Here is a 16,125-nt window from a genome sequence, read left to right on the forward strand (position 1 = left end):
GTCGCGCGTCGCTTGGTCACAGCCGCCGCACTGAACTCGGATCCCGTTCCGGCACAGGACGGCCCGCTACCACGCTCGGGCGCTACCCCGGGCGTCCGATGACCTCCGCCGCCCCGGATCAGGGCTGCTCCGAATATCGTGCAGCAGGCCCCGGCACCAGATCCGAGTCCGGTGCCGTCCGGGGCAGCCAGGTGCGGACCAGGGCCGCGGCCAGCAGCAGCGGCACCCCCAGCAGAGCGACCATGACCGGCAAGGACAGCCAGGTCGTGGCCACCGCCGCGAACACGAAGACCAGCAGGGCGATCATCTCGGTGGCGAAGCCGGACACCGAGGTCACGGTCGCACGTGCCGGGCCCGAGATGGCGTCCTGCAGGCGGGCCGAGGCGATGACGTCGGCGTTGTAGTCGATGCCGTAGGCGATGCCCACCGCCGAAAAGCCCACGGCCGTCAGCACATACATCGCCTGCGGGTGATCGGCGGCCGCGCCCGCCAGCAGCGCACCGGCGATGAACAGGAGACCGGCCACGGCCAGCGCCACGACCATGACTCGCGCCGACATGCCCTCCGTGCGGCCCGCCAGCGACGCGCCGGCCAGGGCTCCGGCCACCGTGACACCCACCAGGACCGCGGCCAGGGCCGGGCCGGCGCCGGCGTGATCGGCCAGCAGGGCGAAGTACTCGTCGAACGCGGTGATGCCGTTCAGCAGCGCCACCAGGATGACGCCGCCCCGAATCACCCTGACCCGCATGGCCTCTCGCATACCCGAGCGCAGCATGGCCAGGTAGCCGGTGGATTCCGATTCGGCTGTACGGGTTTCGGACGGGGGGTCGGGGTCATCAGTTCGCACGTGCGGCTCCTGCGCGGCCACACCGCCATCCGTGTCCTCGGCATCGTTATCCGGGGCCTCGACACCACCGTCCGTGTCTTCGAGCTCCTCCACCTCCGCCGCGGACACCGACTTCGGCGCGGTCGGCAGCAGGGCCGCGGCGGCGGTGTGCACGGCGGCGATCACCACACTGGACCAGGCGACCAGCGCGTAGCCGCCCCACGCGTACAGCGGGGCCGCGACCAGAATGCCCGCCAGCGCAGCCGATTCGGTCGCGGCGCGGACATAGCCCACCAGCCGCGGGTATTCGGCCGTCGCGGCGCGAGCGTGCAGATCGTCGTAGATCAGCGCCTCGAAAGTGCCCGAGCGGAGCGCGCCCGAAGTACCCCACAGCACGAAGCCGACGGCGAATCCCAGATAGGAGGGGTACAGCGTCCACACCGCGAAGCCCGCCGCCAGCAGCGCACCCGACAGCACGAGCAGGCCGCGCCGCGAGACCGTGTCGGCCCAGGCGCCGGAGGGAATCTCCAGCAGGAACGAGGTCGCGGACCAGAGGGCGAACAGCGACGAGATCTGCCCCGCGTTCAGGCCGTGGTCGGCGAACAACAGCGCGTAGATCGCGTAGAGCGGGATCAGGTCCGCCGTGACGGCGAACAGCATCGCCCGCAGCGTCAGTGCGCGTATCGAGTGGGTTGATACCCGTATCGAGTGGGTCGGTGCGTGCGGAGAGCCCACGCGCTCGGCGCGAGCCCGGGGCAGCGCGCTACGGAGTACGAATCAACAGGCGTAGATGAGCAGCCGCATGGGATCAACCCTGCGCGCCGGGCGCCCCACCGTCAAGCGGATTGTCCAGCGGTACCCAGCCATTGGTCGACGGCTCGCCCTCCGACACCGCCGCGCCGACCAGACCGTGCCGGTCGTTGAGGTCGTTGATGAGCTCGGCCACCGGGTGCGAATCGCTGTAGTGGTAGCCCTGGGCCAGCGCGAAACCGAGCTCGGTCAGTACAGCGGCCTGGTATTCGGTCTCCACGCCCTCGGCGATGACTTGCAGGTCCAGCGACTTGCTCAGCGCCGCGATCACGCCCAGCAGCGGCGGCGCGGGGGAATCCGACTGGATGGACGCCACGAAGGACTGGTCCACCTTGAGGATGTCCGACGGCAGCGTGGCCAGCCGGCTGAGCGAGGAGTAGCCGGTGCCGAAATCGTCGATGGCGATGCGGACGCCGAACTCGCGCAGCTTGTGCAGGTTCGCGATGGCCGTCTCGGATTCGGCGGCCAGCTCGCTCTCGGTCACCTCGAGCACGAGTTGCTCGGCGGGCCAACCGGTTTCCGCGAGGATGCCGGAAACCCGGTCGGCGTACTCGGTTTCGGCCAGCTCCAGCCCGCTCACATTGACGTTCAGGGTCAGATCCAGCTGGGCGAAGGTCTCCTGCAACCGGGCGGCATCGGCGCAGGCCCGCCGCAACACCAGCTCGTCCAGATCGGAGATGAGGTCGTATTCCTCGGCGACCCGGATCAGCCCATCGGTGGTCACCTCGGGCTGCGCGTGGGAAGACCAGCGCAGCAGGGCTTCCACGCCGACCGCGCGGGTCGCGCCATCGGTGAGACTCACGATCGGCTGGTACTGCACATCCAGCGTGCCGCGATCGATGGCCTCCCGCAGCTCCACCGCCAGCGGCAGCTGCCGCGAGGACTCCAGCACGGTGCGATTGCGGCCCGCCTGCTTGGCCCGGTACAGGCCCACATCCGCACGCGACACCAGCAGCGACCCGGATTCGCCCGGCTGCCAGGACGTCACACCCGCGGAGCAGCCGGTGGTGACGGCCGCGCGCAGCTCCTCGGTCAGCAGAATCGCGGCCTGCTCGGTGGTCCCGGGCAGCAGCAGCGCGAACGCGTCACCGCCGTAGCGGGCCAGCCGCTGCTCCGGCGCAAGCAGTTTCGACCAGGCGTCGGCCACCCGCCGCAGCACGGCGTCACCGGCCCGGTGCCCGAGGTGATCGTTGATCTTCTGGAAGCGGTCCAGGTCCACCAGCACCAGGGCCAGGCCCTGGCCGGTGCGGGTGGCGTGCGCGATGGCATTGCTCAGCGCCCGATCGAAACCACGCCGGTTCAGCAGCCCGGTCAGCACATCGATATCGGCGTCCGACGCCATACGCGTCAAAATGCCGACCACGATGCCGATTCCGAACGTGATACCCGCCGGAATGATGCCCGACCACCACGGCAACCCGCGCGACGGCACCACCCACAGACAGCAGACGATGGCGAACGCTATGTGCCCGCCCAGCCAGCGCCAGGAGAAGAAGATGGCGGCATCACACGCGACGAACACATAGAACGCCGCCAGACTGATCGCGCCGACCGTATTCGGAAACCAGTGCACCGCAACGGTCACCAGCACGGTCGCGGTCGCCACATACGCGTGATGCACCGAATGCGGCAGCCGCGGACCCCAGATCAGCAGACTGATACCCAGCAGCAGCGCCACGAACGCCGCCGCACCCACCAGCGGCCGATTGCCCTCGTCACCCGGAGCGACCGCAGTCAGAACCAGGCCCAGGACCCCGCCCATGACGTAGAACGCCCCGGTGGTCCGAGCCATGACCATTGCCGTCGCCAGCGCCGACGCCGCCCGTACCCGGGTCCGGGTATCGCCGCGGGACCCGATTCCTCGCACGCTGCCTAGCCTAGACACAAGCCCTGCCACCAGTAGACACAACCGACGGAATAAGCCACGCCGAGTAGCGAATATTCAGCGAGGTACCAGCACGTCGGTGCCCACGAAAGGCACCAGCGCAGCGGGCACCCGCACCGAACCATCGGCTTGCTGATGGTTCTCCAGCAGAGCGACGATCCACCGAGTCGTGGCCAGAGTGCCGTTCAGGGTGGCGGCGATCTGCGGCTTGCCGTTCTCGTCCCGGTACCGGACATTCAGGCGACGCGCCTGGAACGTCGTGCAATTCGAGGTCGAGGTGAGCTCGCGGTAGGTCTGCTGCGTGGGAACCCAAGCCTCGCAATCGAATTTGCGGGCGGCCGAGCTGCCCAGGTCGCCGGCGGCCACATCGATGACCCGGTAGGGCACCTCGATGGCGGCGAGCATCTCCTGCTCCCAGGCCAGCAGCCGCCGGTGCTCGGCGTCGGCCTGGTCCGGCGTGGTGTAGACGAACATCTCCACCTTGTCGAACTGGTGCACGCGGATGATGCCGCGCGTGTCCTTGCCATAGCTGCCCGCCTCCCGGCGGAAACACGACGACCAGCCGGCATAGCGCTTGGCGCCCGCGCTCAGATCCAGGATCTCGCCCGAGTGATAGCCCGCCAGCGGCACCTCCGAGGTGCCGACCAGGTACAGGTCGTCGTCCTCCAGGTGGTAGACCTCGGCGGAGTGCTGGCCCAGGAACCCGGTGCCCTGCATGATCTCCGGGCGCACCAGCACCGGCGGGATCATCATGGTGAACCCGTTGGCCACCGCCTTCTGCGCGGCCAGCTGCAGCAGGCCCAGCTGCAGCAGCGCCCCGTTGCCGGTGAGGAAGTAGAAGCGCGAGCCCGACACCTTCGCGCCGCGCTCCATGTCGATCAGACCCAGCGACTCACCCAGGTCCAGGTGATCCTTGGGCTCGAAATCGAACTCGCGCGGCGTGCCGATGGTGTCGAGCACGATGTAGTCGTCCTCACCGCCGGCGGGCGCGCCCTCCTGCACCACATTCGACAGCGCGCGCTGGGCGGCGTCGAGGTCGGCGTCCGCGGCGGTCTCGGCCGCCTCGGCCTCCTTCACCTTCGCCGACAGTTCCTGACCCAGCTGCAGCAGCGCCGGACGCTCGTCCGGGGAAGCCTTTCCGACCTTCTTGCCCAGGGCCTTCTGCTCGGCGCGCAGATTGTCGGCCGTCGCGACCGCGGCGCGACGGGCGGCATCCGCCTCGAGCAGGACATCCACCAGGGAGGGGTCCTCACCGCGAGCGCGCTGCGACGCACGGACCACATCCGGGTTTTCCCGCAGGAATCGAAGGTCGATCATGGCCATTGAGCCTAGTTTGATCGCCTCCGCTTCGCTCCGGCGGGTTCGCGGCCAAGGCGCAGGCCCATGGAGCCGGAAGCTCGATTCTTCCCTTCTCCGCTTCGCTCCCCCGCTCCAACGCGGGGAGGCGGAGCGCAGTCCAGAATCGAGCCGGGCCGCGAACCTCGGGTTGATCCGACCCATCCGGCCCACCACCGGGGGATTTGCACCCTAGGGTTAGCGGCATGGGACGGCAGGGAGTCCGGCAGCGGCTCCGCCGTGGTCTTTCCGAGGAGTGAGCATGCCCCAATACACCCCGCACACCGCCGATTTCGTGGTCGTCGGAGCCGGATCCGCGGGGGCCGCAGTGGCCGCGAAACTGAGCGAGCGACCCGGCGTCAGCGTCGTGGTCCTGGAGGCCGGCGGCGAGGACAGCGACAAATTCGCCCACATTCCCGCGGCGTTCAACCAGCTGTTCCAGGGCCCCAACGACTGGAACTACCGCACCGAACCCCAGCCCGAGCTCAGCAACCGGCGCGTCTACTGGCCCCGCGGCAAGATGCTCGGCGGCTCCTCCTCCATGAACGCCATGATGTGGGTGCGCGGCTTCGCCGCCGACTACGACGAATGGGCCCGCTACGCCGGACCGAGCTGGTCCTTCGAGCAGGTGCTCCCCATCTTCCAGCGCATGGAAGCCGTCGAGGAGGCCAGCGAGCCCGGTGAAGGCCGCAAGGGACCGCTGCACATCTCCCGCCAGCGCAGCCCGCGCCCGCTCACCCACACCTACCTGCAGGCCGCCGCCGAAGCCGGATACCCGGTGGAACGCGCGAATCAGGATCGGCCACAAGGCTTCTCGCAGACCATGGTGACCCAGAAGCGCGGCGCGCGCTGGAGCACCGCCGACGCCTACCTGCGGCCGGCGCGCCAGCAGGGACGCAACATCACCGTCGTCACCGACGCGCACGTCACCCGGGTGCTGTTCGAAGGCAAGCGCGCCACCGGGGTGGAATTCCGGATCGGCAGCGAGACCAAGCAGATCACCGCCAAGCGCGAGGTCGTCCTGTCCGGCGGCGCCATCAACAGCCCGCAGCTGCTCATGCTCTCCGGCATCGGCGACGGCGACCGGTTGCAGGAGCTGGAAATCCCCGTCGTGCAGCACCTGCCCGAGGTCGGGCGCGGCCTGCGCGACCATCTGGCCGCGCCCATCATCTACCGCACCGGCGGGGGCAGCCTCTACGGCGCGGACAAGAACCTGCTCGAGCTCGCCAACTACCTGGTGCTGCGGCGCGGGCAGCTGACCTCGAACATCGGTGAGGCCTACGGTTTCGTGCGCAGCCGCGAGGAGCTCGACCTGCCCGACCTGGAACTCATCTTCGCGCCCGCGCCGTATATCGCCGAGGGACTGGGTGATCCGGACGGGCACGCGCTCACCTTCGCCGCCGTGCTGCTCAAGCCGGAATCCATCGGCAGCGTCACCCTCACCTCTCCCGACCCGTTCACCGCGCCGCGCATCAACCCGCGCTACTGCACCGAGCCCGCCGACCGCGCCGCCCTGCTCGCCGGTCTGCGCATGTGTACCGAACTGGCGAACCAGCCGGCGCTGAAGGAGCACATCGGCGAGCTCATGCAGCCGGCCGTGCCCTCCGACACCCCGATGGAGGAGGTGCTGCGGCGCTGCCTCGAGGACCACTCGCACACGCTGTACCACCCGGTCGGCACCTGTGCCATGAGCCGCGACGAATCCAGCGTGGTGGATCCGGAACTGCGGGTGCGCGGCATCGAGGGCCTGCGTGTGGCCGACACCTCGGTCATGCCGATGATCACCCGCGGCCACACCCACGCCCCGGCGGTCATGATCGGCGAGAAGGCGGCCGAGCTCATCCTTTCGTGAGGCCCCCACACTGACGGCCGAAGCACCGCCCACCAGCAGGTTCGCGGCCCGGCTCGATTCTGCACTGACGGAGCGGGGGAGCGAAGCGGAGGAGCGGAGGAGGGAAGAATCGAGCTTGCAGGGCCGCGAACCCGCCGGAGCGCAGCGGAGGCAAATAAGATTGCGCGCGATGCCTGAGCAAAAGATGCCTTCGCAGTGGCCCGCGCCTCCGTCCTCGCAGCGCCCCGGGCCGCCGAACCGTCGGAAACCGACGGCGCTGGATCGTTTGCTGACGCCGTTCCGCGCCATGGAATCCAAGCTGGACCAGAACGGTCCGCTCTCGGCGTCGACGGTGCGGTGGGGGTTGCTGGCCATGGCGATGGGCGTCACGCTGGCCGTGCTCATCACCATGTTCGTCTCCAACGGCTTCGACTCCAATCGCGTGAAGGCGCACGCGCCGGGGGCCGCCCAGCCCACCGGCGCGGTCGCGGGCGCGGCCTTCGGTACCGCCCGGGAGGGCGACTGCCTGACCTGGTCCAAGGCCAATGCCGGCGACCTCACCAAGGTCGACTGCGCCAGCAAGCACCTGTTCGAGGTCACCGCGGACATCGACCTGAGCAAGTACCCGGGCAAGGAGTTCGGGCCCGGCTCCCGCTTCCCGGACTCGCTGCGCTTCTCCGAGCTGCGCGACGAGCACTGTGTCAGCGCCGCCCAGGAATACCTCGGCGGCCGCCTGGACCCGCGCGGCAAATTCGTTGTCGGCCTGATCAATCCGGGTGAGGCGGGCTGGAAGGCGGGCGAGCGCACGCTGCGCTGCGGCCTGCAGGTCTCCGGCAGCCAGGGCCTTGCCACCAAGCCCATTACCGGCAGCGTGCGCGACATCAACCAGTCCAAGGTCTACGACCTCGGCACCTGCATCGGCATCAAGTCCAACCTGCCCACCGATCCGGTCGACTGCACCCAGCCGCACGCCTTCGAGATCGTCTCCACCGTGGACCTGGCCACCCACTTCAACGGCGGCCCGCCCTCGAAGGACGATCAGGACAAGTTCATGGAGGACGAGTGCGCCAAGGACGCCGGCGACTACCTCGGCGCCCCCGACGCACTGCGCAACAAGACCCTCACCCTGTTCTGGGACGCGCTCGACGCCCGCAGCTGGCTGGCCGGTTCCCGCAGCCTCAACTGCATGGTCGGCAAGGGCGCCGACCAGGAGGGCTTCGCCACCATCACCGGATCGGCCAAGGGCGACATCCAGATCGACGGCCAGGCGCCTGTGCCGCCGCCCAACAACGGCCGCTACACCCCGCCGCCGCTGCCCGGCGCGGCCCCGCCGGTCATCCCCCAGCCACGGTGATGCGGCGGAAGCTGTAGGCATGCCCGTCTCCATGTCCGACGACCGCTTCGAGGAATTGGTCGGCGACGCCCTCGATCTGATTCCGCGAGAGTTGTCACAGGCGATCGACAATGTGGTGGTGCTCATCGAGCCGCGCAGCGACGAGGACCCCCACCTGCTCGGTCTCTACCACGGCATCGCCCTCACCGACCGGGACTACAGCCACTACGGGGGCGCGCTGCCGGACACCATCACCATCTATCGCGAGGCCATCCTCGGGATGTGTCACAGCGAAGAAGAGGTGGTCGAGGAGGTGGCGATCACCGTGATCCACGAGATAGCACACTATTTCGGGATCGACGACGAGCGCCTGCATCAGCTGGGCTGGGGCTGACCAGCGGCATCGGGAACCGATCGGCGAACCTCCGCGTCCAATCCTCACAACCGGGGTGGAACGGAGAAGGGAGCCCGATCATGGTCGGCCACGTCCTGGTGCAGCCCGAGGTGATCCTCGCGGCCGCTCTGGAAATCGATCTGCTCGCCGAACGCCTCGCCGCGGCCGCGAGCGCGACAGCTCCGGCCACCCGTGTGCTGCCCTCCGGCACCGAGGAGGTGTCCTTCCTGGCCGCGGCGCATTTCAACAACGCCGCGCTGACCCACGACCACTCGATCGCCCAGGGCATTCTCGAACTGCATCACGCCGCCGCGACGCTGCGCGGCCAGCTGGCCCAGTACCTGGCCCAGGACGCCGTGCGCGCGGCCGGTATCGCCGCGATTCAGGTGTGAAGGGGAGACGCACACATGACGCTGGGAATCACGGGGGTGTTCTGGCTGCCCCGGATGGCCGAATTCAATTCCCTCTGCCTCGAAACCGGGGCGCACGCCATTCCGATCGCGGCCGCGAGCAGCGCCTGGGGCGCGCTCACCGCCTCCTGGGTGGACGCCACCGCCACGGTGACGCGGGTGATGGCCGAGATCGGGGGCGGTCTCGAAGGACTGAACGGGCTCACTGTGCTGGCCCGGCTGGGCGGTTTCACCGTGTGGGCCGAACAGCAGGCCGTCATGGCCGGCGTGATGGCGGGGAAGGCCGCCGCCAATGCCACCGCCTACACGGTGGCCTCCCTCGCGATGCCGAGCCTGCCGGAGATCGCGGCCGTCGAAACCGCACGGGCGGCAGCCTATTCCAGCGGCGGTGCGCTGAACGGCACCGCCGAGGCAGCCGAGGCGGCCAAACTGGCGCTGGACATCAGGGCCGCGCTGGTGATGGAAACCTATGAGGCCGCGACGAGTTCGATGGTGGCCACGCCCGGCCAGTTCCTGATGCCGCCGCCCATCGCCGTGGGCGCGGGCTCGGTCGATGCGGGTGGCGACGCGCTCACCCTTGGCAGCGATCCGCTGCAGGCGGCGCTCGGCGCGGTCGCCGTCTCGGCGCAGAATCCGGCCGTCACCAGTGCCCTGTCGCAGGTCGCGCAGGTGGCGGGGACGGTGGTCACCAGCAGTGTGACCAGCGCGGGAAACGTTGCTGGTACAGCGATTACGGCGGTCGCGAATGCGGTGACGCAAACGCCCGGCTTCGGTACCTCCGGCCTGCCGGTCACGGCGGGCGCGGGTGTCTCGACCACCGGCGCGGGCGGCGCGGCGCCGGCCACGCAGGCGGTGTCCGTCACCGGCAGCGGCGCGTCGGTGAACATCGGAAATGGCTCGGGCACACTGAAGTTGCCCGAGGGCTGGGGCGCGGGTCTCGGAAACACCGGTGGCGCACCGGCTCCCGCGGCACCGATCGCCGAACCGGTGACCGTGACCACCACCCCGGCCGCGACCGCACCGGTTCGGTCGGCCGCAACCAGCCCGCTGCTCGGCACCCGGGGCAGCGAGGAGGAAGAGTCCCACCGCGGCCACGACTACGGCCGCTCGGTGCAGGTGTTCGCCGACGGCCGGGCCATCGCGCCCGCGGTCATCGGCGGCGACCCACTGGCCGACCGGTGACCGTCCTCGGGGCGGGGCGCGGGCCGTCGACGCTGCGGTCGGTCACGCTGTCGCTCGACGAAATGCAGTATCTCCTGCAGACATTGGGGATCGACGAGCTGCCCGTGGTGCTGGATGCCATGGGCCGCTACGACAATGCCGCCGACCATGACACCGCCATGGCCGCGGCGGCCGCCGCCCTGACCGAACGTGAACTGCTCGACGGCGGCGAGGTGCATCCGGAGCTGGCCGAACGGCTGCGCGCGCTCTACCGGCCGCACTGGGTGCTGGCCGTGCGCTGGTATGTGGCGGGGCAGGTCAACCGGTGCTGTGTGGCCAAGGGCGACGACCTGGAGGTGGTGGCGCTGCGCGGCCCCGGCTCCTGTGTCATCGACGCGGCCGGTCACGATCTGCCGGGCACCGTGATGGCCGCGCTCGGCCCGGCCGATGCGCTGGAACTGTCCGGAATGAACGCGCCCACCGCGGATCTGGCTCCCGTGTTCGACGACGCGGGCGATGCCGCCACCACAGCCGCGCGACTGGCCGCGGTGGGCACCCCGGCCCGCGACGCACCGATCCTCGCTTCGGCTCTGGTGCAGGTGAATTCGCACGCGGAGATCGTCGGCGTGCGCTATGGCGACGGCACGCGCGACGTGATGAGCACCCACCTCGCGGTGTACAACACCCGGCACGGCCGTTTTCTCGCCAACACCGGCGCCGCCGCGGACGGGACCAAGTGGACGTCGCTGGCGGGCGGCACCCCGGCCCGGCTGCGCACGGCGCTGCGGGATCTCATCGAATCCCTGCCGCTGCGAACGGAATTCCCGGGCTAACCCATGGGGTCGTCGCCGCCGGCCGCGATGGCGTCGCCGAACGGTGCGTGATAGCGGCCCCAGCGGGTGCACTCCCAGGTGCCGTTCTCGAACGGCTGCAGCTCGATGGTCTCGGTATTGTCCAGGTGGTTGTTGGCGGCGAAAGGCCTGGGCACGCCGGTCAATTCGCGCGAGACCAGCCGCATGGCCGCGCCGTGGCTGACCACGATGACATCGTGGGCGTCCGGGCGGCTCAGATAGTCGTCGCGCAGTCGCTGCAGCGCCGGGACATAGCGGGCGAGCACGTCCTCCCCCGATTCGCCACCCGGCACCCGGACGCTCAGATCACCGAAATGCCAAGCGTGATAAACCTTCTGGAATTCCTCGTGCGCGGCCGGGGTGTTCAACCCCTCGAGGTCGCCGAGCTGCACCTCCTGCAGATCCTCCAGCACATCCAGCGCGACGCCGGTGGCGGCCTCGATGTAGCCGCCGGTCTGCCGGGCGCGCAGCGCGGCCGAGGAGAACAGGCGCTGCGGCGGGACGGCCAGGTTCGCACCGTAGCTCTTCGCCTGCGCCACACCGCGTTCGGTGAGCGGCAGGCCCGGCAGCCGGGTGTCGAGGATCTTGCCGACATTGCCCTCGGTCTCGCCGTGCCGGACCAGGATGAGTTTGCCGGTCACAGGTCGGCCACCCCCTTCTTCAGATCGGCCAGCCAGGCCGCGCCGGGTGCATCCGGCGGCGGCGGGGTGCCGGTGGCCGCGGTGGCGGGCCAGGAGCCGAGGAATCGGATCCGGGCGGCCGTGCGGTGCAGTGCCTTCAGCGCCTCGGCGACCGCGGCATCGTCGATGTGCCCGACGCAGTCCAGGTAGAAACGGTAGGTGCCCATGCCGGTACGGGTGGGCCGGGATTCGATGCGGGTGAGATCGATACCGCGGGTGGCGAATTCGGCGAACGCGCGCATGAGCGAGCCCGGCTCGTTGGCCAGCTCCAGCACGATGGAGGTGCGGTCGGTCCCGGTGCGCGGCGGCGCCGGCCGCGGGGCGGTGACCAGCACGAAGCGGGTGACGGCCTGATCGACATCGGCGACGCCGTCGGCCAGGGTGGTGAGCCCCAGGCGGGCGCCGGCCAACGCGGTGGAGACGGCGGCATCGGCGTGCCCGGCGACGACGTCCTCGGCGGCCGCGGCATTGGAGGCGGAGGTGTACAGCTGTGCCAGCGGCATGGTGACGGCCAGCCACATGCGGACCTGCGCGGCCGCGACCGGATAGGCCGCGATCCGGCGCACCTCGTCGAGCTCGATGCCGGGGCGGCCCACGATGGTGAAGGCCACGTCCAGGTCGGTTTCCGCGATGATCTGCAGCCGCGGGCCCACGGCCAGCGCGTCCAGCGTCGGTGCGATGGAGCCCTCGACCGAGCTCTCGATCGGCACCACCGCGCCCGCGGCCTGACCGGCCCGCACCAGCTCGACGGCCGCGCCCTGGCTCGGGGCCGGGACACGCTCGACCGGTCCATCGAAGACTCCGGTGGACTCCAGTTTGGCGAGGGCCATCTCCGTGAAGGTTCCCGACGGCCCGAAGTAGGCGATACACGGCACGGTTACGACATTACTTGCGTGCGCCCGGTCACCCCCGGCTTTGGTCACCTCCTGGGTAACTTCGCACCCCCGGGCGCGGCGCGGTGGGTTCAGGCGCCCACTACGGCGAGGGCAGTGGTCACAGCCGCGACCTCGCCGGTTTCGATGGCCAGCAGCACCTCACGGAACGCCTCGACCGCGGGCGGTTTCAGCCCGGTGAGGAACGCGATGTCCGGTGCGGCGAGCGCGCCGCGAATGTCCTCGCCGCAGAGCGCGGCCACGGTCGCCGCCACACCCGCCAGCGCTCGCTCGCCCGAGTCGGTACGGGCCACGAAACCACTGTCGCCGTGCACGATTCGCACCAGGAACTCCGACACCGCCTCGTCGTCGAGCGCCAGGTCCAGCACCTCGACGCCCGGATCGGCGGAGACTGGGCGGACCAGCTCCTCGGTCAGTCCGCGGGCCGGGCGGGGCGGGACGGACAGGGTGAGGGCGACCGGTTCGGGCGCGGGGGACGAATCGTGCGGCACGTCTTCACGGTAGCGATCGGCACGACACCGCCGGCGCGGCCACCCGGGAAGGCCTTGCGCACGCGACCCACGTCACTTAGCTTAGGTTTACCTAATTCCACCCGGAGGTGTGTATGCCACCCGCGGCCCAGGTCGTCGCACCTACTACCGCCGAACGCGTGCACACCGCCTGCGCGCACGCCGAGAACGCGGTCCTGGCCCTGCCCGGCCTCGACCCGGTGCCCACCTCCGTACACCTGCTGCGGCAGTGCGGGGACATGGTGTTGGCGGTCCCGATGAACTCCACCGCCGCCGCTCTTGTCCTCGGCTGCGGCGCGAACGGATCCCCCGCGGTGCTCGAACTCACCGACCAGGCCCCGCTGCCGCTGCGCGAACGCGTCCGCGCCCTGGTCTGGCTGCGCGGCTGGGCGCACGCCGTGCCCGCGCACGCCCAGCGCGCGCTGGCCGGCGCGGTCGCCGGCGACCATCCGCATCCGGACCTGCTCGACGTCGGACACACCGCCGTTCTATTGCGGCTGGTCATCGACTCCGCCGTGGTGGCCGACACCGCCGGCGCCGACTCGGTCGACCGCGAGCAGCTGCGCGACGCCCGACCCGATCCGTTCTGCGCGCTGGAAGCCGGTTGGCTGCAACACCTTCAGGCCGATCACCCCGATGTGGTGGATCGCCTGGCCCGCCGGCTGCCGCACGCCCTGCGCCGCGGCGCCCTCATCCATCCGCTGGCCATCGACCGCTACGGCGTCACCCTGCGCATCGAGGCCATCGAGGCCGATCACGACATCCGCATCCCTTTCGAGGCCCCCGCGCACGACATCGAATCTCTCAGCCGCGCGGTACACGCCTTGGCGGGCAACCCCTTCCACGGCGGCCTGCACCGCATCTGACGAGTTCGCCGGGCGCCCGCCTAGATTGGCGGGCATGGTTTCGGCTGATCCCGCACCCGTGTGGCCCGCGCCCGAATCGTCCGAATCGGGCCGGCGGGCGATCAAACTCGAGATCGCGGTGGTGCTGATCGTCACCTTCGGACTGAGCGGGGCCAATGCGGCACTGTCCCTGCTCGAGAGCGCCCTCGCGCCCGGCGGGGTGGGCGGGCAGACCGTCGCGCTGAATGCGCCACGGGCCACCCGGTCGACCATCGACCTGCTCTTCCAGCTGCTGAGCGTGGCCCGTCTGCTCGGCTGGGCGGCGCTGGGGCTCTATCTGTTGTGGCGCAGCGGGATCGCGCCGCGGGCGATCGGACTGGCGCGGCGGCTGCGCTGGCGGGCGGACGTGCTCCCGGGACTCGCGCTCACGGCCGTGATCGGAATCCCCGGGCTGGGGCTGTATCTCGCGGCACACGCACTGGGTGTGAGCGTCACCATCGTGCCGAGTTCGCTCGCGCACTGGTGGCGGCTGCCGGTGCTGGTGCTGTCCGCATGGGCGAACTCGGCGGCCGAGGAGGTGCTGGTCGTCGCCTACCTGATCTCGCGATTGCGGGCGCTGGGGTGGACGGAGAATCGGTCACTGCTGGCGTCGGCGATATTGCGCGGCAGCTACCACCTGTACCAGGGCCTGGGCGGCGGGCTCGGAAACCTGGTGATGGGTTTGATCTTCGGACGCTACTGGCAGCGCACCAACCGGCTCTGGCCGCTGCTGCTGGCGCACGCGCTCATCGACTCGATCGCCTACATCGGGTACACCTTCCTGCACGGACACGTCTCCTGGCTGCCGTAATCCGGTCGGAACGAGCCACGCGGGCGCCGCGGTCGGTACTGTTTTCAGTGATGAACGGCGACGACCCCCAGCACTGTGCACGGATACGCCGGGAGCCGCCGCCGGGACGCCCGGGCGAGCCCCCGGCGTACCCGCCTCGACCCGCGGCGAATCCCGGGCAATCACAGAGACCTTCGTCTCACCGGCCGCCGGCGGATGGCCGGCCCGTTAACGACGGCAGGCCGCGGATAGAACCAACTCAGGTGATCCGACGTCATGAATCCGGTCCGGACCTGGCCTATTCGCAGGTCCCGCCGGGAAACCCGGCCCCGCGGCAGCGGCCGCCGGGGAATCGCGTTCCGCCGCACCACAATCGCGGGCCCGGGGACCATCGGATGCCGCCGCCGGGCAATCGGGTGCCGCCGCCGCGGAAGCGCGCCGCCATGGGTCACGCGCCGACCCAGCAGCCGGTCCCCTTCCGGGAGGAGCCGCCGCGCACTCCCCCGCCACCACCGCCCGGCCGGCGCCGCGGTGGCGACGCCCGCCCGCCGCGCGGCTCCCGGCCCCGCGGAAAGCGGCACTGGTTCCGCTGGATGCTGTCGCTGCTGCTGGTGCTCCTGCTGCTGCCGATCGCGGCGGCCATCTATGTCGACACCCACCTGACCCGGATCGACGCCCTCGCGAACTATTCGGGCCGGATCGGCGACACGCCCGGGACGAATTGGCTTCTGGTGGGATCCGACAGCCGCTCGGGACTGTCCAAGGATCAGGAGCAGCAGCTGTCCACCGGCGACTCCTCCGATGTCGAGGGCGAGCGCACCGACACCGTCATCCTGGTGCACATGCCGAAATCGGGGCGGCCGACGCTGGTGAGCCTGCCGCGCGACTCGTATGTGAGCATCCCGGGCGTCGGCAAGGACAAGCTCAATGCCTCCTTCGCCGCCGGCGGCGCATCGCTGCTGGTCAAGACGGTGGAGGGCGCGACCGGCGTGCACATCGACCACTATGTGCAGATCGGCTTCGGTGGCTTCGCCAATATCGTGGACGCGGTCGGCGGCATCCAGATGTGCCTGGACACGCCCATGAAGGATCCGCTGGCCGGTATCGACCTGCCCGCGGGCTGCCAGACGCTCAACGGACCCGAGGCGCTGGGCTTCGTGCGGTCCCGCGCCACCCCGCGCGCGGACCTGGATCGCATGCTCAACCAGCGGAAATTCCTCAGCGCCCTGCTGAAGAAGGCGGCGAGCCCGGGCACGCTGGCCAATCCGTTCCGGTCCTGGCCGCTGGTGCGGGATCTGACCTCGGCGCTGAAGGTCGACAAGGGCGCGCACATCTGGGATCTGGCGAGCCTGGGCAATGCGCTGAACAGCGATCCCATCACCACGACGGTCCCGGTCGGTGGATTCGAGGACGTCGCCGGCAGTGGCAATGTACTGCTCTGGGACAAGACGAAGGCAAGTGCTTTCTTCGAGGCTCTGGCCAAGGATCAGCAGATACCGCAGGACTTGATCAGCACCGTCGGCAGCTAGGCCG

15 protein-coding genes are annotated in these 16,125 nt (G+C 70.1%); 9 read left to right on the forward strand and 6 right to left on the reverse strand.

The window, feature by feature from the left end:
* Window positions 1-118: 118 nt before the first annotated feature.
* From AB0L60_RS07460 to serS, 3 genes are all read right to left on the reverse strand, one after another.
* A complete protein-coding gene (locus tag AB0L60_RS07460) occupies window positions 119-1,486 on the reverse strand; it encodes an MFS transporter (RefSeq protein WP_364608786.1) in 1,368 nt (455 codons plus the stop codon).
* Between the two features lie 148 nt (window positions 1,487-1,634).
* Complete coding sequence (locus tag AB0L60_RS07465) at window positions 1,635-3,503, reverse strand: bifunctional diguanylate cyclase/phosphodiesterase (RefSeq protein ID WP_364608789.1); 1,869 nt, start codon at window positions 3,501-3,503, stop codon at window positions 1,635-1,637.
* 75 nt (window positions 3,504-3,578) lie between these two features.
* Window positions 3,579-4,838, reverse strand: a complete 1,260-nt coding sequence (gene serS / locus AB0L60_RS07470) for a serine--tRNA ligase (RefSeq protein WP_364608792.1) — start codon at window positions 4,836-4,838, stop codon at window positions 3,579-3,581.
* Between the two features lie 280 nt (window positions 4,839-5,118).
* Between serS and AB0L60_RS07475 the strand changes: the two genes are divergently transcribed.
* From AB0L60_RS07475 to AB0L60_RS07500, 6 genes are all read left to right on the forward strand, one after another.
* Complete coding sequence (locus AB0L60_RS07475; protein WP_364608795.1) at window positions 5,119-6,708, forward strand: FAD-dependent oxidoreductase; 1,590 nt, start codon at window positions 5,119-5,121, stop codon at window positions 6,706-6,708.
* Between the two features lie 286 nt (window positions 6,709-6,994).
* Window positions 6,995-8,041: a septum formation family protein gene (locus AB0L60_RS07480; RefSeq protein WP_364609702.1), complete on the forward strand. Its 1,047-nt coding sequence runs from the start codon at window positions 6,995-6,997 to the stop codon at window positions 8,039-8,041.
* Between the two features lie 19 nt (window positions 8,042-8,060).
* Window positions 8,061-8,414: a metallopeptidase family protein gene (locus AB0L60_RS07485; RefSeq protein WP_354847565.1), complete on the forward strand. Its 354-nt coding sequence runs from the start codon at window positions 8,061-8,063 to the stop codon at window positions 8,412-8,414.
* Between the two features lie 80 nt (window positions 8,415-8,494).
* On the forward strand, window positions 8,495-8,806 hold the full coding sequence (locus tag AB0L60_RS07490; protein ID WP_364608800.1) for a PE family protein: 312 nt from the start codon (window positions 8,495-8,497) through the stop codon (window positions 8,804-8,806).
* A 15-nt stretch (window positions 8,807-8,821) separates the two neighbouring features.
* A complete protein-coding gene (locus AB0L60_RS07495) occupies window positions 8,822-10,006 on the forward strand; it encodes a PPE domain-containing protein (RefSeq protein WP_364608803.1) in 1,185 nt (394 codons plus the stop codon).
* A complete protein-coding gene (locus AB0L60_RS07500; protein WP_364608806.1) occupies window positions 10,003-10,818 on the forward strand; it encodes an ESX secretion-associated protein EspG in 816 nt (271 codons plus the stop codon). Before AB0L60_RS07495 ends, AB0L60_RS07500 begins: the two co-directional genes overlap by 4 nt.
* Here the strand turns inward: AB0L60_RS07500 and AB0L60_RS07505 are convergent.
* The 3 genes from AB0L60_RS07505 to AB0L60_RS07515 all read right to left on the reverse strand — a co-directional run bounded on the left by AB0L60_RS07505 (window position 10,815) and on the right by AB0L60_RS07515 (window position 12,900).
* Window positions 10,815-11,477, reverse strand: a complete 663-nt coding sequence (locus tag AB0L60_RS07505) for a histidine phosphatase family protein (protein WP_364608809.1) — start codon at window positions 11,475-11,477, stop codon at window positions 10,815-10,817. The two genes, AB0L60_RS07500 and AB0L60_RS07505, sit on opposite strands and share 4 nt — an antisense overlap.
* Window positions 11,474-12,391, reverse strand: coding sequence for a prephenate dehydratase (gene pheA, locus AB0L60_RS07510; RefSeq protein ID WP_364609705.1), 918 nt, complete (start codon window positions 12,389-12,391; stop codon window positions 11,474-11,476). The genes AB0L60_RS07505 and pheA overlap by 4 nt, the downstream gene beginning before the upstream one ends.
* An 89-nt stretch (window positions 12,392-12,480) precedes the next feature.
* Entirely contained in the window at window positions 12,481-12,900 is a 420-nt protein-coding gene (locus AB0L60_RS07515; protein ID WP_364608812.1) for a hypothetical protein, read from the reverse strand.
* A gap of 113 nt (window positions 12,901-13,013) precedes the next feature.
* Here AB0L60_RS07515 and AB0L60_RS07520 point away from each other — a divergent pair, with 113 nt between their 5' ends.
* The 3 genes from AB0L60_RS07520 to AB0L60_RS07530 are packed head-to-tail and all read left to right on the forward strand — an operon-like array spanning window position 13,014 to window position 16,121.
* The gene (locus AB0L60_RS07520; protein WP_364608815.1) at window positions 13,014-13,784 is read left to right on the forward strand and encodes a DUF2470 domain-containing protein; all 771 of its coding nucleotides are present in this window, start codon (window positions 13,014-13,016) and stop codon (window positions 13,782-13,784) included.
* Between the two features lie 34 nt (window positions 13,785-13,818).
* Window positions 13,819-14,613, forward strand: coding sequence for a CPBP family intramembrane glutamic endopeptidase (locus AB0L60_RS07525; RefSeq protein ID WP_364608818.1), 795 nt, complete (start codon window positions 13,819-13,821; stop codon window positions 14,611-14,613).
* A gap of 50 nt (window positions 14,614-14,663) precedes the next feature.
* Window positions 14,664-16,121: an LCP family protein gene (locus tag AB0L60_RS07530; protein ID WP_364608821.1), complete on the forward strand. Its 1,458-nt coding sequence runs from the start codon at window positions 14,664-14,666 to the stop codon at window positions 16,119-16,121.
* Window positions 16,122-16,125 lie beyond the last annotated feature (4 nt).

Origin of the sequence: Nocardia sp. NPDC051981, from assembly GCF_040680715.1 — a bacterium.
Classification (GTDB): domain Bacteria; phylum Actinomycetota; class Actinomycetes; order Mycobacteriales; family Mycobacteriaceae; genus Nocardia.